General features: G+C 38.9%; 20 protein-coding genes. 6 read left to right on the top strand and 14 right to left on the bottom strand.

The genetic code is table 11. From position 1 onward, the window contains the following. Positions 1 to 41: 41 nt before the first annotated feature. The 4 genes from MKL38_RS00230 to MKL38_RS00245 form a co-directional block, all read right to left on the bottom strand. Positions 42 to 1,136, bottom strand: a complete 1,095-nt coding sequence (locus MKL38_RS00230; protein ID WP_005040119.1) for a YheT family hydrolase — start codon at positions 1,134 to 1,136, stop codon at positions 42 to 44. A 19-nt stretch (positions 1,137 to 1,155) separates the two neighbouring features. Continuing rightward, positions 1,156 to 1,872, bottom strand: a complete 717-nt coding sequence (locus tag MKL38_RS00235; protein ID WP_270902169.1) for an SGNH/GDSL hydrolase family protein — start codon at positions 1,870 to 1,872, stop codon at positions 1,156 to 1,158. 41 nt (positions 1,873 to 1,913) lie between these two features. Next, entirely contained in the window at positions 1,914 to 2,321 is a 408-nt protein-coding gene (locus tag MKL38_RS00240) for a nuclear transport factor 2 family protein (protein WP_005046694.1), read from the bottom strand. Between the two features lie 70 nt (positions 2,322 to 2,391). Beyond that, entirely contained in the window at positions 2,392 to 4,416 is a 2,025-nt protein-coding gene (locus MKL38_RS00245) for an NADPH-dependent 2,4-dienoyl-CoA reductase (RefSeq protein ID WP_270902170.1), read from the bottom strand. A gap of 134 nt (positions 4,417 to 4,550) precedes the next feature. Here MKL38_RS00245 and MKL38_RS00250 point away from each other — a divergent pair, with 134 nt between their 5' ends. Further along, entirely contained in the window at positions 4,551 to 5,111 is a 561-nt protein-coding gene (locus tag MKL38_RS00250; RefSeq protein ID WP_270902171.1) for a PadR family transcriptional regulator, read from the top strand. 2 nt (positions 5,112 to 5,113) lie between these two features. Then, a complete protein-coding gene (locus MKL38_RS00255) occupies positions 5,114 to 6,031 on the top strand; it encodes an alpha/beta fold hydrolase (protein ID WP_004643050.1) in 918 nt (305 codons plus the stop codon). Between the two features lie 47 nt (positions 6,032 to 6,078). On the opposite strand, the gene MKL38_RS00260 is transcribed toward MKL38_RS00255, so the two are convergent. The 6 genes from MKL38_RS00260 to argC all read right to left on the bottom strand — a co-directional run bounded on the left by MKL38_RS00260 (position 6,079) and on the right by argC (position 12,523). Continuing rightward, on the bottom strand, positions 6,079 to 7,134 hold the full coding sequence (locus tag MKL38_RS00260) for a 3-deoxy-7-phosphoheptulonate synthase (RefSeq protein ID WP_151798877.1): 1,056 nt from the start codon (positions 7,132 to 7,134) through the stop codon (positions 6,079 to 6,081). A 424-nt stretch (positions 7,135 to 7,558) separates the two neighbouring features. Next, a complete protein-coding gene (locus MKL38_RS00265; protein ID WP_270902172.1) occupies positions 7,559 to 7,921 on the bottom strand; it encodes a YnfA family protein in 363 nt (120 codons plus the stop codon). Between the two features lie 3 nt (positions 7,922 to 7,924). Beyond that, positions 7,925 to 10,201, bottom strand: a complete 2,277-nt coding sequence (gene clpA / locus MKL38_RS00270; protein WP_003652076.1) for an ATP-dependent Clp protease ATP-binding subunit ClpA — start codon at positions 10,199 to 10,201, stop codon at positions 7,925 to 7,927. A gap of 9 nt (positions 10,202 to 10,210) precedes the next feature. After that, complete coding sequence (gene clpS, locus MKL38_RS00275) at positions 10,211 to 10,624, bottom strand: ATP-dependent Clp protease adapter ClpS (RefSeq protein WP_002121129.1); 414 nt, start codon at positions 10,622 to 10,624, stop codon at positions 10,211 to 10,213. 9 nt (positions 10,625 to 10,633) lie between these two features. Then, positions 10,634 to 11,392: a DUF6776 family protein gene (locus tag MKL38_RS00280; protein ID WP_133746738.1), complete on the bottom strand. Its 759-nt coding sequence runs from the start codon at positions 11,390 to 11,392 to the stop codon at positions 10,634 to 10,636. A gap of 75 nt (positions 11,393 to 11,467) precedes the next feature. Further along, entirely contained in the window at positions 11,468 to 12,523 is a 1,056-nt protein-coding gene (gene argC / locus MKL38_RS00285) for an N-acetyl-gamma-glutamyl-phosphate reductase (RefSeq protein ID WP_270902173.1), read from the bottom strand. Positions 12,524 to 12,707: 184 nt separating this feature from the next. On the opposite strand from argC, the gene MKL38_RS00290 reads away from it, so the two are divergent. Next, the gene (locus tag MKL38_RS00290; protein WP_270902174.1) at positions 12,708 to 14,231 is read left to right on the top strand and encodes a hypothetical protein; all 1,524 of its coding nucleotides are present in this window, start codon (positions 12,708 to 12,710) and stop codon (positions 14,229 to 14,231) included. On the opposite strand, the gene MKL38_RS00295 is transcribed toward MKL38_RS00290, so the two are convergent. Together MKL38_RS00295 and rpiA are read right to left on the bottom strand one after the other, a co-directional pair. Then, a complete protein-coding gene (locus MKL38_RS00295; RefSeq protein ID WP_270902175.1) occupies positions 14,228 to 14,908 on the bottom strand; it encodes a YgjP family zinc-dependent metalloprotease in 681 nt (226 codons plus the stop codon). The genes MKL38_RS00290 and MKL38_RS00295 overlap by 4 nt on opposite strands. After that, positions 14,908 to 15,579, bottom strand: coding sequence for a ribose-5-phosphate isomerase RpiA (gene rpiA, locus MKL38_RS00300; RefSeq protein ID WP_270902176.1), 672 nt, complete (start codon positions 15,577 to 15,579; stop codon positions 14,908 to 14,910). Before rpiA ends, MKL38_RS00295 begins: the two co-directional genes overlap by 1 nt. 101 nt (positions 15,580 to 15,680) lie before the next feature. Here rpiA and ilvA point away from each other — a divergent pair, with 101 nt between their 5' ends. The 3 genes from ilvA (at position 15,681) to MKL38_RS00315 (ending at position 19,379) form a co-directional block, all read left to right on the top strand. Continuing rightward, positions 15,681 to 17,228 (top strand): threonine ammonia-lyase, biosynthetic, encoded by a 1,548-nt coding sequence (gene ilvA / locus MKL38_RS00305; RefSeq protein WP_170834049.1) that lies wholly within the window; start codon positions 15,681 to 15,683, stop codon positions 17,226 to 17,228. 145 nt (positions 17,229 to 17,373) lie between these two features. Then, positions 17,374 to 18,024, top strand: a complete 651-nt coding sequence (locus MKL38_RS00310) for a potassium channel family protein (protein WP_270902177.1) — start codon at positions 17,374 to 17,376, stop codon at positions 18,022 to 18,024. A gap of 17 nt (positions 18,025 to 18,041) precedes the next feature. After that, the gene (locus tag MKL38_RS00315) at positions 18,042 to 19,379 is read left to right on the top strand and encodes a TrkH family potassium uptake protein (protein ID WP_270902178.1); all 1,338 of its coding nucleotides are present in this window, start codon (positions 18,042 to 18,044) and stop codon (positions 19,377 to 19,379) included. A 42-nt stretch (positions 19,380 to 19,421) separates the two neighbouring features. Here the strand turns inward: MKL38_RS00315 and MKL38_RS00320 are convergent, their stop codons facing one another. Then, positions 19,422 to 20,573, bottom strand: a complete 1,152-nt coding sequence (locus MKL38_RS00320; protein ID WP_270902179.1) for a phospholipase A — start codon at positions 20,571 to 20,573, stop codon at positions 19,422 to 19,424. Between the two features lie 20 nt (positions 20,574 to 20,593). After that, positions 20,594 to 23,533, bottom strand: a complete 2,940-nt coding sequence (locus MKL38_RS00325; RefSeq protein WP_270902180.1) for an insulinase family protein — start codon at positions 23,531 to 23,533, stop codon at positions 20,594 to 20,596. Between the last annotated feature and the right edge of the window lie 96 nt (positions 23,534 to 23,629).

Genomic DNA, 23,629 nt, shown 5'->3' on the forward strand with positions numbered 1-23,629 from the left:
TTCAATAGATGGGCTTTATTTAATTTATTACAGCAACACCGTCATTGTTTATGATTAACCATAAAATAATTCGCCATTAATTTGGCAGCCCAAGAGGTACTTTTCCAACCCTCGTAAAAACCACAATGACTTCCCTTTTTAGTGGTTACAACTGCAATATTACTCATTTGCTGAATAGTTTCTTTATAAGGCTCTAAATTTTTAATAGAACATACCGGATCATCTTCAGCATTAAGAATCATTAATGGAATTTTGACATTCTCAAATACGTAAATTGGATTAATTGCCTGACAATAACTTTGATAATCCTGAAAGCCAGCCATTTCAAAGTATTCTTTTTCAAACTCTTCCAGACTAGTCGTCGCTAGAACTTTTTCTAAAGAAGAAATCTGGTTCCAAGTACTTTGATAAGGATGAATAAAATATTTGAATAACTTTTTAGTCATCATTTTGCTATAAAACGGATGAACATTTTTAAAGCCAATCTCAGTGTTATAGCCGGGACACATTGCAAAAGCAGCTTTAAATGGCGTGTCAGTGCCTTGCTCTCCCAAATAACGAACTAACAATCCTGTGCCAGCAGAGGAGCCGACAGCGTACAGATCTGATTCAGGAAACAAATTTTGAATATGCGTAAGCTGCTCTTTAAGGTCACTTGTTGATCCAAAAAGAGAAATCTGTGGTACAGGCATTGGTAAACCAGCATGCCCACGGCGTAAGCAAAGCGCTATTCTCCACCCAGTATATTGATGTAAATCTTTCACCAGTTCACGCATACTTTCAGGCGTACCTGTAATGGTATGCATGATGACAACTGTAGGAGTAGATTTTGGAAGATTATAGCCATACCATGCGATTGCAGTTACACCGCCATCTTTCATGGTGAGCTGATCAATACGGTCATATTCAAGCTTGATGGTTTTTTTTCTAATAATATCGAAATATAAAAGATGAACATGATTGTTACTTAACCATGGCGTAGGACGATATTTTTGCTTAAGTTGGGGCAATTTATCCAAAACATCTTTAATTTTCCCTTGTGGGTCATAATAGACTTTTGGCTGTTCAGCACCCAGCACCGAATCAAACAATTCTGAACCGAAAGCTTTAATTTTATTTAAAGTAGATATGCCCATATCCAATCACGACCTCTGATTATGAGTTAAATGATTGCCGCACTAATGCTGCAACCTGCTGCCCCCAAATTGCATAAATTTCTTTGCTTGGATGAAAACCATCACTTGCCATAGGCAAATTCATCGCTTGAAAACTTTCAATATCATATTGAATGAATCTAAATTGGTTTTGTGATTCTAACCATTTATATAATGCCTGATTCATTTGCTCCGCATATTTTCCAAATAACCAAGCCAATGGATTCGGCAAAGCTGGAAAATGTTGCATTGGCGGCACACCAGATACGATAATGAGTTTAGGTTGAAAACGCGTCTGTACTTGCTGAAATAATTGCTTTTGTTGTTTTAACCATAGATTTGCTGAGGTTAGTTTTGTCACATCATTAACACCGATAGATGTGACTACAACATCATAATTTTGTTGCTCTAAATGCTGTAGAGCTTGAAAAACCTGCTTGGTTGTATCACCTGTTTTTGCATGAAGTTTCCAGCATAAAGAATACTCATCTTGCAACTCAGAAATAATTGCGCCAGACAAAGCATCTTTTTGTGTTTCAACTCCGACACCTGCCGCTGCAGAATCACCTAAAATAAGCAATGACAAAGGTCTTCCGTGTCCGCACAGACCTTCACGCTCGCCAATGGCCTCTAATAGACGTGGTGTATTCTTACGAACCTTTGCCCCTTGTATAAATAATACAGGCAATAAGACTAATGTTGAAAGTTTTAACCACATTCTAATGACCTCAATAATATTACTTAGGCTATTTGCTAAAATTATTGCGGTTGAAACTTGGTGATTCTTTCACCCATTTGTTCAGCTAGCGCCGCTAAACCACTCATTGGACGAATCATTACCTCAAAATCAATAATTTTGCCTTGCTCATTAAAACGTATCATATCAATACCTTTTAATGACTTGCCGCTTACATTTGCACTGAACTCAAGTACCACATTTTCGCCATCTTCCGTATAAAACTCGCGATGATAAGTAAAGTCTTGGAATACCTGAATAACATTGCTCAAAATGAAGAAAACGACTTGCCTTCCTTCATAAGGTTTATGGGCAACAGGAGAACGGAAAACGACTTCATCTGCCAGCAAATCATTTAGATCGGACAAGTTACCTGCCTGAATCATGTGATGCCATTTTTCTAAAGACTGTTTTGTTGTTTCAAGTGCCATTATTATTTTTCCTTTAATCTACTTAATAAAATTATGGGCATTTCCTTTTCAAAGAAATGCCCATATAGATTTATAGTGTCGCTGCTAATTCAGCACCTTGTCGTATAGCTCGTTTTGCATCTAGCTCTCCGGCCTCTTTAGCTCCACCAATTAAATGAACATTTTTTCCGTCTTCTTTTAATTGCTCATACATTGCAGTGAAAGATTCTTGGCCTGCACAAATCACAACATGATCAACTTCAAGTACACTCGGTTTTCCATCTACTGTTATATGAAGACCTTGATCATCAACTTTGTCGTATTGAACCCCGGCAAGCATTTTGACTTGACGATTTTTCAGACCTGTACGGTGAATCCAGCCAGTAGTTTTACCTAAACCAGCCCCTACAGCAGCAGCTTTACGTTGCAGTAAATAAATTTCTCGTTCCGAATCTTCAACTTTTGGCTGTTTTAACCCGCCAACATTCTCATATTGAGTATCAATTCCCCATTCAGCATAGAACTTTTCTGGGTTTAAGCTGCCACTATCACCTTCGTGAGTAAGATATTCCGCCGTATCAAAACCAATACCACCCGCCCCAATAATCGCTACACGCTGCCCCACAGGAACACGCTCTCTTAGAACTTGTAAGTAGCTCAGTACTTTAGGGTGATCAATTCCATCAAATTGTAATTGACGAGGGGTTACCCCTGTTGCAACCACAATTTCATCAAAATTTGCTTGGCTCAATTCTTCATAAGTTGCTTTATGATTTAAGACAAGCTCAATATTTGGTCGCAATTCAATTTGACGGCCAAAGTAACGTAAAGTTTCATAAAACTCTTCTTTTCCAGGAACAGTCTTTGCAATATTAAACTGACCACCAATTTGATGACTTGCCTCAAAAACTTTGACTTTATGCCCGCGATCAGCTGCATATACCGCAAAACTTAAACCTGCCGGACCCGCGCCAATAACAGCAATATTCTTTTGAATCTGTGCTTCTTTAAAGATAAGTTCAGTTTCATAACATGCGCGAGGGTTCACTAAACACGTTGCGATTTTCATTGAAAAAATATGATCTAAACACGCTTGGTTACACCCAATACATGTATTAATTTCATCGCTACGACCTTGGCTTGCTTTTAAAACAAACTCTGCATCGGCTAGCATTGGACGCGCCATGGACACCATATCGGCATGACCAGAAGCCAACACGTGTTCAGCCATTTCTGGGGTATTAATTCGGTTGGAAGTAATCAAAGGAATAGATACTTCACCTTTGAGTTTTTCAGTGACCCACGTAAATGCAGCACGAGGTACTTTCGTTGCAATGGTTGGAATACGTGCTTCATGCCAACCAATGCCTGTATTAATAATTGTTGCACCTGCTTTTTCAATTTCTTTTGCAAGCTGAATCACTTCATCAAAACTTGAACCACCTTCCACTAAATCAAGCATAGATAAGCGATAAATAATAATAAAATTTTCACCAACCAAAGCACGCGTACGTTTTACAATTTCAATGGGGAAACGAATACGATTTTCGTAACTACCACCCCATTCATCATCACGATGATTAGTACGTGCAGCAATAAACTCATTAATTAAGTAGCCTTCAGAGCCCATAATTTCTACGCCATCATAACCTGCATACTGAGCAAGTTTGGCGCAGTTTGCAAAGTCATCAATGGTCTGTTGTACTTCGGCAGAACTTAAAGCTTTAGGCTTAATCGGGTTAATTGGTGCTTGAATTGCTGAAGGCGCAACGTTATTTGCCTGATAAGAATAGCGCCCAGTATGTAAAATCTGCATAGCGATTTTACCACCAGCTTCATGCACAGCTTGAGTAATCACTTTATGTTTTTCAGCTTCTTCAACTGTATCGAGCTTGGTACCGTGGCTAAATACAACACCATCATCATTCGGAGAAACACCGCCAGTTACGATCAATCCAACATCACCTTTTGCGCGCTCAGCATAAAATGCTGCCATACGCTCATATCCCTGCGGTGCTTCTTCTAACCCAATATGCATAGACCCCATAAGCACACGGTTTTTTAAAGTAGTAAAGCCCAAATCAAGTGGCTTTAATAAATGTGGATAAGCTGACATATTTTCTCCTTTGGCTAGCAATTAGCTTGCTAATGCAACTTGTTGCATTAATTTATAATCAAATTTTGACTTTTATGCAACATGTTGCATAATCTCATCAGTCACACTTTACTTTTGCTTACAAACGGATTGCCATGTCACTTCCTCATGTTTTATTGACCAGCCTGCTTGAACGACCAAGCACAGGGTTCGAACTTGCCCGCCGCTTTGACCGTTCAATGGGCTTTTTCTGGAATGCCACACACCAGCAAATTTATCGTGAACTCAACAACATGCTCAAAAAAGGTTGGGTTTCAACATTAGAAAATGAAATGGAAAATAGTCGAAAAAAGACCTATCAAGTTGAACAACTGGGACGTATTGAGCTAGCTTCATGGATGACGCAACAAAGTGAACCTGCGCAGCTTCGTGATGACTTGATGGTTAGATTGCGTGCTGAAGCACAATTGAGCAATAATCAGATATTACCTGAACTGTTACGACACCTTGGTCTACATCAGGAAAAGCTGAAACTTTATCAAAGTATTTATGACAAAGATTTTAAAGATAGCAATCATCTAAATGACCGTGTGTTATACATCCATAAAATGATCTTAGAACTTGGAATTACAATGGAAAGTGAATGGATCAAATGGTTGGAACAAGTCATCCCTCAATTAAAACGCTTTGCCCAACATAGCGTATCCGGAGAATAGCCATGCCATATTACACCATGCCCGATCGGGAAAATTTATTTGTACGTCGTGTTGGTCGTGGTGAACCAGTTTTGGTTTTATCTGGTCTTGGTATGCAAAGTTGGCAATGGCTACCTTTTATCTATGCAAACCGTAAAGATTATGAGTTTATTATTCCAGATTGGCGTGGGTTTGGCGGTTCAAAAAATTGTGCAATACCTGAGCAAGATGCGATATCAAGCCATTGGCAAGACGTTGCTCATTTAATAGAACAATTAAAACTCGATAATTTTATCTTGATGGGTTATTCAATGGGCGCCACGACGGCCATGCACGGCATGAAACATGCTCATCTCGCACAGCAACTAAAAGCTTATTTACATATCGACCAAACACCCAAAATATCTGTAGATTCAACATGGGAATATGGTTTATTTGGTTCTCATCATACTCAGTTCAAACAATTACTAAATGATATCTATCAATTATTATCAAAGCACAAAAATGCCAAATATCTTTATGAATTATCACTTCCAGATCGACAGGAATTGGTTCGCCTTTGGGTAGATTTTATTGATTTACAAAGTAGCAATCCATTTAGTCCTTTAGTTTTTAAAACAGCGCTAAAACAACCGTTTCTACAAAAATATTTATTACCTATTCAACGTTTAGATTACTTGTTTTGGTATGTGGAAAATTATCTTTATCACAATGAAGATTATCGTGAAGCTATCCAGCAATTAGAGTGCCCAACCACTTTCTTTATTGGTCGTAATTCGACACTTTATCCTGAAACTGGGCAGACACTTATTGCACAGAGTGTCGAGCATGCAAAAGCAATATATTTTGAGCGCTCAGGCCATACACCTTTATTGACCGAGCCGAAAAAATTTGGCCATGAAATCACAACATTTTTATCAGAATTAAAACATGCTTCTTAAAAAATAAAGGGATCTGTTCACAGATCCCTTTTTAAATGTGTAAGTCATTAAGCTGAATGAGCTAACTCTTTTGCTTTTAATTGCTCTGAAACACTTAACAAAAGTCGCTCTGTTTTTTCCCATCCCAAGCAACCATCAGTTACTGACTGCCCATAAGTCATATCACAAGAAATCTTTTGGCTACCATCAACCAAATGACTTTCAATCATGACACCCTTTACTTGTGTTTTTAAACGTTCATCAACGATTTGCTGTAAAACTTCTGGCTGACGTAACGGATCTTTACTGCTATTACCATGACTACAGTCAATCACTAATGCAGGAAGATTTTGTTTGTGTTTTTCTCGTATCGCCTGAATTGAAGCTAAATCATAATTTGGCCCATGATTCGCTCCGCGCAAAATCAAGTGTGGTAAGGGATTACCAGCGCTCTGAATCACTGAAGGTAAACCTTGCTGATTCATTCCTAAAAATTGATGTTCATTTTGTGCTGACTGAATTGCATCTAAGGCAATCTGAATTGAGCCATCAGTACCATTCTTGAAACCAATACTGTATGGCATGTGGCTTGAGATTTCACGATGAATTTGAGACTCACTTGTACGAGCACCAATTGCACCCCAAGCCAATAAATCATCAAAATAGCCAGTTGCCATTGGACTTAGAATTTCACTCGCAATTGGCAAACCCTTTTCAATAATTTGTAAGTAAAGTTCGCGAGACTTTTCTAAGCCAAGTTGTAAATTTGATGAACCATCTAAATTTGGATCATACATGAAACCCTTCCAACCCACAGTTGTACGTGGTTTTTCAATGTATGCACGCATCACGATAAAAATCTGATCTTTTACTTTTTCTTGTAATTTTTGCAATCTTTCAGCGTATTCAAGTACTGCAACCGGATCATGAATAGAACAAGGCCCTGTAATTACCATTAACCGATGATCTTTGCCAATAAGAATATTTTGAATAGTTTGACGGTGTTCGGCAATTTGACGCACGAAAGAGTGTGCAAGCGGATATTTTGCTTTTAACTGGACAGGTAAACTAACTGGAGTTTCTTTTGTATTGCTTTGTGTCAATAAAGTATTTAGGGCATTCATTGGTTTTTCCTTGGGACTGCAATCTATTCAGTCCGATCATTTATTTGAGCGTTTTGGATCTATTCGTTGGTAAAGGCAAGCAAAAGTAAAACCAATAAAAGTTGCTAAAGTATGAATAAGTCATGTTGTTCATTTTAAGTTCCTCGATTCAAAAAAGATAAAGCATAAAAAAACCTGATCGGGGTTGCCGATCAGGTATTAACTGTGATGGGCAACTTTCTCATGCCCGAATACGCTCAGGCAACTATCTAAATTGCCAAAAATAATAATATGCGTTAGTGTTCACAGATAGATTTAACATCTTTATCTCAAATATAAAAATATGTTCCTTAAATCTAAAATACGCATTGTTGAGGGCTTTGACAAGTCTTTTTTTTGAAAAAACTTCTTATTTTCACGCTTAAGATTTGATTCACTCATTGTCTTAACGAATCAGCCCTTGAGGTTGCAAAATAATTAAGCCAGCTCCACAAAGCACTATTAGACCACCTAATATATCCCATATTGTTAATCCGACCTGATCAACAAAGCGCAGCCACATTAACGCAGTAAAAATATAAATACCGCCATATGCAGCATAAATGCGCCCTGAAGCCGCTGGATGTAAGGTCAATAGCCATACAAAGACACCCAAACTTAAAACTGTAGGTAACCACAGCCAAGCCGACTTGCCTTCTCTTAAAATCAGATAAGGGAAATAGCAACCCAGAATTTCAGCAATTGCTGTAATAATAAATAACCCGAATACACTCAGTATTCGGGTTATAGCAAGACTATCAATTAACATGAGTTATGCTGGTTCTGCCGTATGATGATCTTCAAACACTTCAAGTTTTAAACCAACAGCTTTGCCATCTTCATTTTTCACTGATACAGCCACATTACCACCATGATCTGCCAGTTCACCAAACAAAATCATTTCAGCTAATGGTTTCTTCAAGTGTTCTTGAATGAGGCGTTGCATTGGACGCGCACCCATCAAGCGGTCATAACCGTTTGTTGCCAACCAATCACGAGCACTTTGGTCGACATCAAGTACAACTTGTTTGTCATCTAGTTGAGCTTGTAATTCTGTTAAGAATTTATCAACCACAGACTCAATAACAGTTGTTGGTAATGACTTGAATTGAATAACACTATCTAGACGGTTACGGAACTCTGGTGAGAAAGCACGTTTCATTGCTTCTTGGTTATCAGAACTATGATCTTGTTCAGTAAAACCAATACTCGCGCGAGAAATACTCTCTGCTCCCACATTCGTAGTCAGGACAATAATAACGTTTCTAAAGTCTGACTTACGTCCGTTGTTATCCGTTAAAGCACCATGATCCATGATTTGCAGCAAGAGATTGAACACATCTGGATGTGCTTTCTCAATTTCATCTAGCAATAAAACACAGTGCGGATTCTTATGGATTGCATCAGTGAGCAAACCACCTTGGTCATAACCCACATAACCCGGAGGTGCACCAATCAAACGTGAAACCGCATGACGTTCCATATATTCAGACATATCGAAACGCACCAACTCCACACCTAACAACTTCGCCAACTGTTTAGTGACTTCAGTTTTACCCACACCTGTTGGGCCAGCAAAAACAAAACTACCTACTGGCTTATCTGGTGATTTCAATCCAGCACGAGATAACTTGATTGCCGAGCCTAACGCTGTAATCGCTTCATCCTGACCAAACACAACACGTTTTAAATCACGCTCAAGATTTTCAAGCACTGACTTATCATCTTTAGAAACAGTTTTTGGTGGAATACGAGCGATCTTAGAAACGATATCTTCGATATTCTCTACCGTAATCAAACTATCATCACTTTCAGCCTTCAAACGACGCTGAGCACCAGCTTCGTCAATCACATCAATTGCCTTATCTGGCAAGAAACGATCATTAATGAATTTAGCAGAAAGCTCTACAGCTGATACCAATGCTTTATCGTCATATTGTACGTGGTGAAAATCTTCAAATTTAGATTTTAAGCCACGTAAAATATCAATTGTTTCAGAAATACTTGGCTCATTGACATCAATTTTCTGGAAACGACGTGATAACGCATGGTCTTTTTCAAAAACCTGACGATATTCTTGGAACGTCGTTGAACCGATACAACGCAAAGTACCATTTGCCAAAGCTGGCTTGATGAGATTCGAAGCATCCATTGTGCTGCCCATACTTGAGCCTGCGCCAATGATCATGTGAATTTCATCAATGAATAAAATCGCATTTGGATTTTTCTTCAAAGCATTAAGCAATTGTTTTAAACGTTTTTCAAAGTCACCGCGATATTTGGTCCCAGCAACTAATGCACCAATATCTAAACTATAAACTTCTGCCTGACTCAAAGGTTTAGGCGCCTTACCATTCACAATTAACCATGCCAAACCTTCAGCAATCGAGGTTTTACCAACGCCCGGATCACCTACGAGTAATGGATTATTTTTGCGACGGCGGCACAGAATCTGTGCTGTACGCTCAATTTCTTTTTCACGACCAATCAGTGGATCAGTTTTGCCTTTTTGCGCTTCAACATTTAAGTTCAGCGTATAAAGCTCTAATGGCCCTGCATTGCCCGTACTCGTTTCACCCTCAATATCTTCAACTTCTTCTTCAACTTGCACTTCATCTTTACGTGTCCCATGAGACAAGTATTGAGTCAATGTCAATCGATTGATTTGATGACGTTTAAGCAAATACACAGCAAAAGAATCACGCTCTGAATACATTGCGACCAAAACATCCGCACCTTCAACAGTACGATCGCCGCCACTTGATTGCACATGGAAAATAGCACGTTGCAAAATGCGGTCGAAACTTTCTGTTGGATGAGGCGCCTGCTCGCTATTTTCGCCAAGCTTAGGAGTATGTTGTTCTACATATTCTTCTAATTCTTTACGTAAAGAAACTATATCAGCCCCACATGCTTTTAATGCATTCACGGCCGAATCGTTGTCGAGTAGTGCTAATAATAAGTGTTCAACTGTAAGAAACTCATGTCTCTTTTGACGAGCCATGCTAACAGCCAAACGTAATGATACTTCTAATTGACGACTGAGCATGTAACCCCCTTATGCTTTAGGCTCAATCTGGCAAAGTAATGGATGACCTTGCGATCGAGCGTAATTATTAACAAGGTTTGCTTTGGTTTCCGCGATGTCTCTTGGATATACCCCAGCAATACCTTTACCTTCATAGTGTACTGTTAGCATTACTTGAGTTGCTTGGTCAAGATTCATTGCAAAGTATTGTTGTAAAATTTCAATTACAAAGTCCATTGGCGTGTAATCGTCATTCATTAAGACGACTGCATATAACGGCGGACGCTTGAGTTCAGGAGGTGCTGTTTGTACAACAACCTCTCCGTCATGATCTTCGTTTTGCGAATCACTTAAGCGTGGATGGAAGTGCCAATCGACATAACCAGACTGCTGAAAAGAAGCCTTGATATCTTTTAAGTTTGTTTGACGCTTATTTGTTCGCATAGGATGTTACTATTGTGAATTTGCTTCAGCTTGAGGAATTTCTGCCACAAAAGCAGAAGATGTTTCGACAGGTTTACCGCGCTGCCAACTAAAACGTTTAATAACTGGTGTATCAGAACCGCCTGTTAAACGTACCTCAATAAATTGAGGTGTAAAACCTTTAGGCATCGTCCAACGACCTGTTAAACGCTCAAAATCAGTAAAGTTAAAGTTTTTAGCCTCAAGGGGTACAACCAAAACTTCTGTATCTTTAATGAGTCTTATCTCAATCGATCCTGAAGCACGGCGCTTGCTTGGGCTCACCTGTACTAAATCCAACTGATATTCATAAGCATTTTCAGGCAGAGGTTTAATCGCCAAATTTTGAATCGTTAAGCTTAAGCCACCGCGCTGCCTCAAGATATCACGGTAGATATTACTCATACCTTCTTGCTGCGTTTTATCAGCATTCGCCTGGTTAAGAGCTTCAAACAGATCATTTGCATTTGTTACAGCAACATCACGCTCTTGTACTGCAGCGTTCAGGCTTTTATTAACTGCATCTAAAGCTGTTTTTTGCTTTTGCACCACTTCAACCAATTGCTCTGCATCTGCATCGTAACCTACAACAGTTAGACCTTGACGGTGCCCAATTGTATAGCCGAGCGCAAGACAACCACTCATTAAAATAGCCGCACCAATAAACAAAGGTTTATTGGTATTTAAAAAATTTTTCTTTTGCAACGAACTTTCTGCCGAAGTCGTCTGTCCAGAGTTTTGCATCGTCATCTCAGTGTTTAAGATCAGAGTCAAGACACACATTTAAATCGAAATTTAAATGTGTGTGAAGCAAAAAAGAGTTTTTTATGGTAATAAACCAATCCCTTGTAAGCCTTCATCTTCATCAAAGCCGAACATAAGGTTCATATTTTGTACAGCTTGACCAGATGCACCCTTCACAAGGTTATCTTGTACCGCAAGAATAATAAGCTTATTCGGCTGCGGCTTATATAAAGCAATACGAAGCTCATTCGCACCGCGCACACTACGTGTTTCAGGCGAACTATTAGCAGGCATCACATCAACAAATTTTTCATTTGCATAAAAGTGCTCATACAATGCCTGAATATCCGTTTGTTTTCCAGCTTCTGTCAAATCAACATAAATTGTGCTGAGCATACCGCGAATCATTGGAACTAAATGAGGAACAAACAAGAGCCCTTCAAAACCACCTTTTTGCCCCGCAATATTTTCTAATGCTTCAACAATTTCTGGGTGGTGACGGTGACCCGCAACCCCATAGGCCTTGAAGTTATCAGCATTTTCACTATAGATCATGCCTAAGCTTGCTTTACGGCCTGCTCCTGAAACGCCTGACTTCGCATCAATAATAATATTTTTTGTTTCAATCAATGCTTGCGCTGATTTCAAAAGTGGAGCCAAACCCAATTGAACGGTAGTCGGATAGCAACCAGGGTTACCAATCACTTGCGCCTGTTTAATTTTTTCGCGGTTTAGTTCAGCTAAACCATATACTGAGTTTTCCAGAACGTCTGGGCAAGCATGTTCCATGCCATACCATTTCTCAAACTGCTCAAGATTTTGTAAACGAAAATCAGCAGCCAAATCAATAACTTTAGTGTCAGCCGCAATCAATTCTTTTGCATGTTGCATAGCAACACCGTGAGGAGTTGCAAAAAACACAACATCACACTTTTTTAAATCATCAATATTTAAATCAGAAAATTGAAGATCAGTATGTCCACGTAAATTAGGGAACATATCTGCAACTGGTTTGCCCGCTTCTGTACGTGAAGTAAGAACTCGAACCTGCGCTTTAGGATGTCGTAATAAAATACGTAATAGTTCAACGCCTGTATAACCCGTTCCACCAACAATTCCGACAGAAATCACGTGCATTACCTCAATTTTTGAATCTATACTTGTGCCGTAGTATGACAGGATGTCCAAGCTTACAAAACCATTTCATGCTTGGTAATTTTAATTTTTTTAATTTTAGCGACAATTAGATAGAACTTATTGAACTGTCATAACTAAACAAATATCAGCAAATAAATACGAGATTTAATTTCGGAGAGCTAGGATGCTTCATCAATCAAAAGAAACAAAATTACACACTTACCTTGGCTTGAGCACATTAATTTTAAGTGCCCTACTTGTAGGTTGCGGAGGTGGAGGCAGTAGTAGTGGCAACTCACCAAGCACTCCAACACCTGTTGATCCTACTCCAGAGGCAACGACTGATGTTACTCTTAAATCTCCTGTAGAGATGCGTAATATCCAACTAAAAGTATATGACAACACCACGAACTCTGTTTTATTAGATACTTCAATTGCAAGTTTAAACAGCTTTAATGTCAAAATTCCTACCGCTAAATTGAATCGTTTATATCGTGTAGAAATTACGACTCAAAATTCATCTCAAGTATTTGATCCAATTACTTCAACATACCAAAATTTCTCTGGTATTTATCATGCGTTTATTACACCAAACAGTGTAAGTGGCAGAACCCTATCCATAAGTCCAAGCAGTGAAGCAATTTACCAACGTGCTGTTATACGCTCAGGCCAACTTCCTCAAGAGACGATTGACCCAACACGCATTGAGCAATTGCATGTGGATTTAGCTTCTCAAGACGTTTATAGATCTCTTCTTAATGCGTTCAAAGATGCCGACATTCCAAGTTTAAGTCCAGCCAACCCCCTTACGGTTTTAACTTTATTGCAGTACTCAACTAAAAAACCTAGCACATATGTAGATAGTTATCTTAGCTTTGGCTATTTACAACATTGGTCAACTTTTCATAGCGGAGTAACTACATACCAAGAGCTCATTAAAAGTTTGGCAACCGATTTAAAAGATGGCTTTTTAGATGGGAAAAAACTTCATGGGGATCAAACGACTTTTGCCCCTATTTTCACATCTGCTCCAGATAATATTGATCCAGTTAAAAATACATTGCTAGATATCGCAGCTAATCAAAAAGCTACGCGCGATAATTTTGCAACCAATTTAAAAGCCGCGACTTTAAAATTGGCAGATACCCAAAACCAATCCAGTTTAGATCAAACAGGCTATGATCTACTGCAAAAGAAACTATATTCAGGGGTCATACCTGCCGGAAATACAACTGACTTTTTCCGTATAGATGGGGCTGGTGATTATCGCCGTGCTGTAGGTTTTAGCGGTATTACAGCGACCTGTAACGGTTCTATATATCCTTGTAAACAAGGTTTGACCAGCATTAATCTGTCCGACCCCAAACTACCAGCTACAGACTATTTAGTAGGTCACTATGAAGACACTGCAACAGGTTGCCAACTTAATTTCCGTGCGAATGGTCAAATCGAACTTATTAAAGGATCACAGACTTATCGCTCTGCTTTAAGTGCGGATAGTACAGATAATTTATTGCAAACAGATGCTGCAAGCTCAAGTTATTTACTCAACTCGAGTTCAGCCGAACCAAATAACTCAACGCAGCAATACAACTTTATACAATTATCGATTAAAACAAATAAAATCGTGAGTGCCAAAGCAGGTCTAGATAGCCGAAAAGCACCAGATAACTTACAAACACCACAATTAGAATGTAGTTTTAGTTAATTTGAGACATACCACCATGCAGGCAATGGATTTGATTTAAGTTGTCTGCGATGTCTTTGAAAATATGGATCGTATTTTTCAACTTCTGCCCAAAATGCAGGGCTATGATCAAAATGTTTAGTATGCGCTAACTCATGAATAGCGACATAGCGAGCAATCTCATGTGGCATGAGCACCAAACCTGCATGCAGCATAATATTATGCTGACTACTACAGCTTCCCCAACGAGTTTTGGGACGGCGGATTGAACATTCGCTGTAATTTAGACGAGTTTGCTCACTTAAATCGTTTAAAAGCTTTGGTAATTCTTGTTTTGCAAAAGCAATAACTGCACTTTGCAACGCAAAATATGGCTGCGTATCTTTAATAAATAGACAGTTATTTTCCCAATCAAATTGGAAAACACGATGTTGCTTTTGAACAATAACTTGAAATGGTTGCTCTTTATTAAAAAAATAAATTTCTGAAGGAATCTCAAGCGAATTAGATTGAACGTGTTGTTGCTTATTCCACGTTTCGATCAACCATTGCTCAGATTGTGCTAAAAAAAGTTGAATTTGATTCTTACTACAAAACAAAGGAACTGTCAGGCGTATTGAAGCTGGCTCAACACGTAAGCGCAATTTTCTTGCTCTTACGTGTCGAACGATTTTAATCTCTGGCATTTTTGCAGACATTACTGTGCTGTACGCTCTTCAATACCATTATTTGTTGCAACAATTGCAATCGTTGCTGGGTTTAAAGCGAAAATACCATTAGTCACAACACCTGGAATGTTATTAATGGTTTTTTCTACATCAATCGCATTTAAAATATTAAGATTAAATACATCCAAAATCACATTACCGTTATCTGTTACGACGCCTTCGCGATAAACCGGATCACCACCTAAAGCCACTAGTTTACGAGCAACTGCCGAACGAGCCATTGGAATAACTTCTACTGGGAGTGGAAAATCACGACCAAGTTGATCAACCCACTTTGAATCATCAACAATACATACAAACTTTTTAGCAATTGAAGCAACAATTTTTTCACGTGTTAATGCAGCACCACCGCCTTTAATCATATGCATATGACGGTCAATCTCATCTGCACCATCAACATAGGCATCTAAACCACCTACATGGTTCATATCTACAACTTCAATGCCTATTTTTTTAAGGCGATCGGCAGTTGCTTGAGAACTTGCCACAGCAGCTTCTAATTGTAATTCAGGCAATAAATCAATTAGAAAGTTTACTGTACTTCCAGTCCCAACCCCCAAAATGCCACCTTTGGGTAAGTGTTTTAAAGCAGCTTTCGCAGCAGCTTGTTTCTTTTCATCTTGGGTTGCGTATAGACTCATGACATCACTCAACTATTTTTTGACATTTATGCACCAATAATCGGCGCAAATGCACAGGGGTTTGCTACAATAACTTCCTATTTTAAACTGTTATAGGGAAGATGAACATGCTGTCTCGTGTGGTACGACAAATTTTACAAGCAACGGTTTATGATGTTGCAATTGAAACACCTCTCGAAGCAGCTCCACGAATTAGTCAAAAATTAAATAATATTATTCGTTTTAAACGTGAAGATTTACAGCCTGTTTTTTCTTTTAAATTACGCGGTGCCTATAACCGTATTAGCCAATTACCTAAAGAACAACTCGAACGTGGGGTAATTTGTGCATCTGCTGGTAACCATGCTCAAGGCGTAGCATTATCAGGTCAACGTTTAGGAATTCCAGCGATTATTGTTATGCCAAGCACAACTCCGGACATTAAAGTTCAAGCAGTTAAACGCTTGGGTGGTCAAGTTGTGTTACATGGCGATAGTTTTGATATAGCAAATAAATATGCTCAACAACGTGCCGAAGTTGAAGGCCTTGTATTTATTCCACCTTATGACGACGAACTTGTCATTGCTGGTCAAGGTACTATTGCAAATGAAATATTACGTCAATGGCGTGATGTAGAATATGTGTTTGTTGCTGTAGGTGGTGGTGGCCTTATTTCAGGCGTAGCAGCTTACCTTGGTGAAGTTGCACCTCACGTGAAAATTATTGGCGTTGAATATGAAGAATCTGCGTGCTTAAAAGCAGCCTTAGAAGCAAATGAACGCGTAATCTTGCCACATGTAGGCTTGTTTGCAGATGGTACTGCTGTTGCACAAATTGGCGCTTTACCATTTGATATTATTCGTCTGCGTAAGTCTGATAATTCTGGTCCAATTGTTGACCCTGATATTGTGACTGTAAACACAGATGAAATTTGCGCGGCAATTAAAGATACATTTGATGAAAACCGCAGTATTGTTGAACCATCTGGTGCAATGGCCCTTGCTGGCATCAAGAAATATATTACCGAACATAAAATCAGCAATAAAAATATTGTGTCGATTGTATGTGGCGCCAACATGAACTTTGACCGTCTACGTTATATTGCTGAACGTACCGAGTTAGGTGAACAGCGTGAAGCCATTTATGCGGTGACACTACCAGAAGAAAAAGGTGCATTCTTAGGCTTCTGTCGCGCTTTACAAGGTCGTAATATTACCGAGTTTAACTACCGAGCAAACAACACAGAAGAAGCGCAAGTCTTTGTTGGTATTAGCTTAAAAGGTGGTGACGCTGAGCGCCATGAGATTTTAGAACAATTGAAGCAACAAAATTATGTGGTAGATGATCTATCTGATGATGAAGTTGCCAAGTTACACATTCGTTATTTGATTGGCGGTCATGCAAATCTGGATGATGAAAGATTGTTTCGCGTTGAGTTCCCTGAACGTCCAGGCGCCCTCTTAACCTTCTTAACTCGTTTAGGCCCAACCCATAATATTACGCTATTCCATTATCGTAACCACGGTGCAGCAGAAGGACGTGTATTAGTCGGTTTACAAGCAACCGATGCGAAACAAAATCCTGATGGGTTAATTGAAACTCTTGAGCAGATTAGCTATCCGTATGCAGAAATTACGAATAATGTTGGCTACAAACGTTTCTTGAAATAATCTTTGATTTTGATAAATAAGCCGACAAATTTGTCGGCTTATTCTTATAATTATTTTAATATTCCCATCATATTTACATTGCCTCTCTTTATCTCAAAGAAAATATCCTTAAAAATAAACGTCTAATCAGGAAACAAGGACCAACATGGCACAGTTTGCAGTCATTGGCTTAGGGAGTTTCGGAGCAACTGTTGCTCAAGAGCTCACAAAATTAAATCATGATGTTATTGGCATTGATACGGTAAAAAAGAATGTTGAAAATCTTGCCAACGTTTTAACTCATGCCGTCATTGCCGATGCGACCGACGAACATGTACTTGATGAACTTAATATTCAAAATTGTGATGCAGTTGTGGTCGCAATTGGTGAAGATATTGAAGCAAGTATCTTATGTGTCCTGAATTTAAAAAATTTAGGGATGGACAAGATTTGGGTAAAAGCAAAAACCAAAGCACATCACACCATTTTGTCGCATCTCAATATCAATAAAATTATTCATCCTGAAGAGGATATGGGGGTACGCGTTGCTCAAGCCCTGAACTATCCAATGGTGAGTCGTTATATGTCCTTAGACGATGATCACTACATTATTAAAATTGAAATTCCTGAAAAACTTAATGGCATTAACTTATATGGCATTATGCAGCAAGCACCACAGGTCAAAACATTGCTCGTAAAAAGACAGCAGCAAATTTTATTTGAGACCGAAGAAAATTTCACCTTGCAAACACATGACATTCTTATTTTAGAAGGTCATTTACCGCAGTTAAAGAAACTTTCTCATTGCTTCACATAAGAGGCGAAATCTAGAATATGTCTATATATCCCAAGCCCAATAAAACATTAAATTTAAGCCCGCCTTCACTCTTGGCACTGGGTTTTTTGGGCTTTATTATTTTTGGCACTTTATTATTAAAACTGCCATTTGCCAATACAGGTCATGTGAGCTGGATGGATGCGCTATTTACCGCAACCTCGGCAGTCACAATCACCGGCCTATCTGTTTTAAATATTCATGAGTCTTTTACCCTGTTCGGGCAAACTATCATTTTGTTGCTCATTCAATCTGGTGGTTTAGGTTTCATGACTTTTGCCATATTGGCGGCACTAAGTTTGTCACCTAAAGTTGGCCTTAAGCAGCAAATGATGGCACAAGATAGTCTCGGACAAACAAGCCTGTCAAAGGTTACTTTTGTAGCTAAAGGGGTTGTGACTTATACTCTTATTTTTGAGCTCATCGGCACAATTATTCTCACCACTGCTTTTACACCGAGTTACGGTTTTGCACGTGGACTATATTATGCAGTTTTTTATAGTATTTCTTCATTTAACAATGCTGGTTTTTCATTATTTTCCAATAGCTTAATAAATTTCCAAAGTAACTACCTGATTTGTATAACCATTAGCATACTTTATACCTTAGGCGGGCTGGGCTTTTTGGTTCTCATGGACATTAAGCAAAATAAAAAATGGAAAAAACTCACGCCGAATAGCAAGCTAATTCTTACCACTATTACAGTGATTAATATTATTGCCTTTATTTTAATTTGGGCTTTAGAAGCTCAAAACCCTCATACCCTAGGAATGCTCAGTATCGGTGATCAAGCATTAAATGCTTGGTTTCAAGCCACTGTTCCACGCTCGTCAGGATTTAATACCATTGATACAGGAGCAATGACCAACAGTAGCTCCTTACTCATGATGTTACTTATGTTTATTGGTGGTGGCTCGCTTAGTACCGCAGGTGGAATCAAAGTTGGAACCTTTGTGATTTTAGTGCTCAGTGTTATTTCATTTTTACGGCGCACAGATGAAATTCGAATATTTAATCATTCAGTCGCGCACGAAACCACTTATAAAGCTTTAGCAGTCACTGCAATTACGAGCATACTCATTTTCATGGGATTCTTTATTATTTTGCTTTTAGAACCTAAAGCAGACTTTATGAACTTGCTGTTTGAGGTTGTTTCAGCAGCTTGTACTGTGGGGCTTTCTCGTGGAATCACGCCTGAGCTACATAATAGTAGTTTGTTCATTTTAAGTTTGTTGATGTTTGCTGGGCGACTCGGCCCATTAACACTGGCTTATTTAATTGCCACTCCGAAAAAAAGTCGACTCAAGCACCCTCAAGCCAATATTCAAATTGGATAATAAAAATGCCGCTATAAAAGCGGCATTTTTACAAGTAAAGACTTAGTACCAATTCATGAGTGAAACACCCAAGCCCGCGTAAGTTGCTCGATGGTTATAGTCAATTAAACTTTCACCGTAACCATTAAACAGCTGGAAGTGTCCACGCAGTTTGCCACTGATTGGAAAAGCCCAATCAAATTGAACAGCACCATGAGAGTCATCACCACCTTTCAAAGAGTGACGCAGCATTAAAGAGAAGTCATTTTCCTTCCACTTATAAAATGCTGTTAAATCACCACGACCGATGTAATTTTCCATATCCGGGTTATTATCGTCTTTGCTGTCTTCTTCAATGCGCACCCATGGACGAAGCATTAAAGCAAAGTTACCGCGCTCTAATCCCACATTAAAGATTACGCGATTCCAGCTACGAGATAATGGATCTGAACGACCATTTGATTGGTGATTTAAAGTGACTCCAAGCAAACGACCATCTAGACCAAGCAGTTCATAGTTGGTTCTAAACATCAAACTTGCTTCAGGCTCATAATTCGTTTCACGGAAAGGACGAGATTCTTCAGCATTAAATGTCTGCCAACGTGAAGATTGTGTATAACCTAACCACAAATCACCATTGTTGCCAAAAATATTTTCCCAAGCTTTGGTCTTTAAAGAAATCTGAAATTTACTTTCTGTCGATTTCAGATTTTGATCTTCTGTCACCGTATTGTTTGGGTTCGGGCTATGTGGCAACTCATTTTTATCACTGGTCCAGAATACAGGTAGCAAATAGACTGGTTGATAAGCACGAATATTCCAAACCCCCAGTTTACTTTTTTCAGACAACTCCCAACGTTGATCTAGTAAAGAAGTAGTAGGTTCAAGTTTTGGTGCTTTACCAATTATTTTGATATTACTCACTGTATCTACCACCTTCTCTTTAAAGGTTTCAGGTGGAACAGCAGGTGCATCAATTTTTTTAACAGGCTCTGGTACAGCCGCAGCTTGAATAACTGGTAAAGCTGCTGGTTTAAATACAGAGTCATAACAAGCCAGACGATCGGCATTCGAAGCAAGAGCAACACATGCATCTACTGTCGCAGGGGTTACAGGTGCCAAGGTGTCAGCATATGTCACAGACGCACATAAACAGCTAAGCACGATTCCCATGCTTAGCTGTAAAGGTGTGCGTTCAAATTGTCTGAACGCCATGTTCATCTCCAATTTTTATTTTAATTAACTTGTTGAATGGTAAAACCTAATTGCTGCAATTCATCGCGTTTTGCAAATGGCGCAACTACAGCTTTTACAGGAGTTTGCTCAACCAAATATTGACGAGCAACACGTTGTAAATCCTCTAATGTTACATGCAGCAAGCGTTCACGTAAGGTACGGCGGAAAGTTGGTGTTCTTGCATGCAACAATGCATAACATGCTGTAATCGCCTCACCCGCTGGTGAACCTGGTTTATCCATACTTGCAACGAGTCCAAGAATCGCTTCTTCAAGCTGATGAGGCTGTTGTTCCGCATTTAATAACCATTGCACACTTGCTTCAAAGTCTTTAAATGTTTCTGCTAAACGTGGGTCACGGTAACTATAGAAACGGAATGAACATGCATTCCCATCATAACTTGCTCCGCCACCATAAGCACCGCCTTTTTCACGAATGGCACTGTGTAAGAACCCATTACGCAAATAAGCCGCTAATACCATTAAGGGAGCCGCATCTGGATGTGATACATCGACAGCCTGATAAGCAGAAGCACAGAACTGAACATTTGCCTGAATTAACCATGCTTCATGATTATTATCATTTACTTGTTCTACGTGGGTTAACTCTGTTGCAGTTGCATCAACGTTTAATTTATCCCAAACATTTTGGATTTCTTCAACCAAACGCTCCGACTGATGTTCTTCACATACAAGCAAGAACTGTTTAGGCGCTTGCAATAATTTACGATGAATACGCTTTAATTCTGAAATTAACTCATCATAAGCTGCATCATCTTGGGTAATTTTAGTAACAAGCTCACCCAACCAGTTTAATGCACCTAAACCAGTGTTTTGATAATCACGTTGAGCCAAGGCACTCATATTACGTGATGCAATTTGCATTGCATAACTATGACCTGCGCCAGACAAACGAGACTGCCAACGTGTTTTACGCTGTTGCAATAACTCAATAATGCGCTCTTTCTCGTCAAAACGAAGCTGTTCAAATGCTAATTTTAATAAATGAATTGCATCATTTTTTTGGGTCAACGATTTAGTCGTTAACGTTAACCAAGCACTAATTTTATCTTTATCGTCAACTTTACTACGTAAAGAAGCGCCCATTCCCAAACCACCACTTACAGCTGTTTGTAAGTTTTGCAGCTCAAGATAATCATATTCACCTGCGCCCACTTCGCCCATCAAGATAGAAAGCAAATTGAAGTAAGGTGACATTACAATATCTTCAGGAATTTGAATGAGGACTTGTTGATAGTAAATGCCATTCGTACCAGCATGATACAAATTCAACGGCGTATCCATGCGATTGCAAAGAATCTCGCGTAATTGACCCTGCACAATATGCAAGTCAGCAGGTACATCTTCCAAGCCTACTTTTGGTAATAGTTCAAGGTTATCTGGAGTATCCTGACGCTCCTCTAAAGCCTTGGTATTAGCAATAATTTCAGCCTTATCAGCATCTGTTAGTTTTTCACCAATAGCAGCTAAACGTGCTTTTTCTGCCTCTTGCTCTTTTACAGATTTTGTTGGGTCTGGAACTAGAGTCATCTGTACGCGATGTGGGTTGTCTAGCAAATGCGTTTGAATTAGATTTGATAACCACATAGGGTCTTTCAATTCTTCTTTAACTTGCGCAATTGCGCTGTCAACGTCCCAAATTTGAATTGGGTCATTGTGGTGAATCGCACCACTTAAGCCATTTAAAATTAGACTTAAACCATATGGCGTACCATCCCCATTGATTTCACGTTGATGTAATTCAATTTGATGTAAAATTGCATCGACTAAATCGCTATCAATTGGTTTTGCAGCGACATCACTTAAAATATTTAAAACGCCATCTTTAAAGGTTTCAGCATGTTCAGGATTTGAACCTTGAACACCACAATAGAAAGTCATTTCAAAGTTACTGTCGTCTACACCCATTAATGGACCGGTTGATTGAGCATATCCACACGTTTCTAGGTAATGGCGCAGTGGTGAAGCTGAATTTTCTAATAAAATCCCTTCAACTAAACGCATTCCCAAACGCAATTTAACATCGTTTGCTTCAGGTAATAACCAAGATAAAATATGATAAGTTTTATCTTTTAAATCATCACTATCAACGCCATAATTTTCTGTTACTTCAATTGGCGCAGCTAAACGTTTTTCAGGCTTAGAATATAAAGTTGTACCCGCAGAAAACTTATTTAGAGCTAGTTTTTCAAATTGCTCTTGTAACTCGTAAGCTGTTTGATTCCCGAAAGTCATAAACACCGCATTACTTGGATGGTAATGAGTTTTATAAAACTCGACTAACTGCTCATACGTTAAATCAGGAATATCTTTCGGATCGCCACCTGAATTGTAATGGTAGGTCGTTTCAGGAAATAAATGATGAGCCAACTGGTGATAAAGTTGGTCAGACGGCGCACTCATGGCACCCTTCATTTCATTAAAGACCACACCTTTATAAACAGGTTGTCCATTTTCAAGTTCAATACGAATACCTTCTTGAGCAAAATCAAGTGGATTCAAATTAGCGGCAAACGCCGCATCAAGATAAACAGAAAGTAAGTTTTGGAAATCTTTTTTGTTTTGAGTAGCAAATGGATACGCAGTCCAATCTGCTGCTGTAAATGCGTTCATGAACGTATTTAAAGAACGGCGAATCATTAAAAAGAACGGGTCACGTACCGGAAACTTTTCAGATCCACACAAAGCGGTATGTTCTAAAATATGTGCCGTGCCTTTAGAGTCCATAGGTTGTGTTCTAAAAGCAACAAGAAATACATTTTCATCATAGTCAGTTGCCAAGTGATAATGCACAGCACCTGTAACTTTATGCTTATATTCAGACACTAAAATATCTAATGCTTCTACATGGTGCTGACGTAGCAACTGAAACGCAGGGTGAACAGTTTGAGAAATGGTTTCAGTGACATCTACAGTCATGTGATCTCCTAACATATCGGATAAGTGAATAAGTCTCATTATAGCCTGAGTCAGCTTGAGATTGGCGAACAAAAGCCAAGTAAAATACTATGTTTT

Origin of the sequence: Acinetobacter sp. AOR14_HL, from assembly GCF_027855175.1 — a bacterium.
Lineage (GTDB): Bacteria > Pseudomonadota > Gammaproteobacteria > Pseudomonadales > Moraxellaceae > Acinetobacter > Acinetobacter calcoaceticus.

Excerpts from the sequence above, each read along its gene's own strand:
- MKL38_RS00265 (WP_270902172.1), bottom strand. The coding sequence starts at position 7,921 with ATGTTAATTGATAGTCTTGCTATAACCCGAATACTGAGTGTATTCGGG.
- MKL38_RS00325 (WP_270902180.1), bottom strand. The coding sequence starts at position 23,533 with ATGACTGTAGATGTCACTGAAACCATTTCTCAAACTGTTCACCCTGCG.
- MKL38_RS00280 (WP_133746738.1), bottom strand. The coding sequence starts at position 11,392 with ATGACGATGCAAAACTCTGGACAGACGACTTCGGCAGAAAGTTCGTTG.
- MKL38_RS00260 (WP_151798877.1), bottom strand. The coding sequence starts at position 7,134 with ATGAATGCCCTAAATACTTTATTGACACAAAGCAATACAAAAGAAACT.
- MKL38_RS00250 (WP_270902171.1), top strand. The coding sequence starts at position 4,551 with ATGTCACTTCCTCATGTTTTATTGACCAGCCTGCTTGAACGACCAAGC.
- rpiA (WP_270902176.1), bottom strand. The coding sequence starts at position 15,579 with ATGAGTCTATACGCAACCCAAGATGAAAAGAAACAAGCTGCTGCGAAA.
- MKL38_RS00245 (WP_270902170.1), bottom strand. The coding sequence starts at position 4,416 with ATGTCAGCTTATCCACATTTATTAAAGCCACTTGATTTGGGCTTTACT.
- clpS (WP_002121129.1), bottom strand. The coding sequence starts at position 10,624 with ATGCGAACAAATAAGCGTCAAACAAACTTAAAAGATATCAAGGCTTCT.
- MKL38_RS00230 (WP_005040119.1), bottom strand. The coding sequence starts at position 1,136 with ATGGGCATATCTACTTTAAATAAAATTAAAGCTTTCGGTTCAGAATTG.
- MKL38_RS00290 (WP_270902174.1), top strand. The coding sequence starts at position 12,708 with ATGCTTCATCAATCAAAAGAAACAAAATTACACACTTACCTTGGCTTG.
- MKL38_RS00310 (WP_270902177.1), top strand. The coding sequence starts at position 17,374 with ATGGCACAGTTTGCAGTCATTGGCTTAGGGAGTTTCGGAGCAACTGTT.
- MKL38_RS00240 (WP_005046694.1), bottom strand. The coding sequence starts at position 2,321 with ATGGCACTTGAAACAACAAAACAGTCTTTAGAAAAATGGCATCACATG.
- MKL38_RS00235 (WP_270902169.1), bottom strand. The coding sequence starts at position 1,872 with ATGTGGTTAAAACTTTCAACATTAGTCTTATTGCCTGTATTATTTATA.
- MKL38_RS00320 (WP_270902179.1), bottom strand. The coding sequence starts at position 20,573 with ATGGCGTTCAGACAATTTGAACGCACACCTTTACAGCTAAGCATGGGA.
- MKL38_RS00315 (WP_270902178.1), top strand. The coding sequence starts at position 18,042 with ATGTCTATATATCCCAAGCCCAATAAAACATTAAATTTAAGCCCGCCT.
- ilvA (WP_170834049.1), top strand. The coding sequence starts at position 15,681 with ATGAACATGCTGTCTCGTGTGGTACGACAAATTTTACAAGCAACGGTT.
- argC (WP_270902173.1), bottom strand. The coding sequence starts at position 12,523 with ATGCACGTGATTTCTGTCGGAATTGTTGGTGGAACGGGTTATACAGGC.
- MKL38_RS00295 (WP_270902175.1), bottom strand. The coding sequence starts at position 14,908 with ATGTCTGCAAAAATGCCAGAGATTAAAATCGTTCGACACGTAAGAGCA.
- MKL38_RS00255 (WP_004643050.1), top strand. The coding sequence starts at position 5,114 with ATGCCATATTACACCATGCCCGATCGGGAAAATTTATTTGTACGTCGT.
- clpA (WP_003652076.1), bottom strand. The coding sequence starts at position 10,201 with ATGCTCAGTCGTCAATTAGAAGTATCATTACGTTTGGCTGTTAGCATG.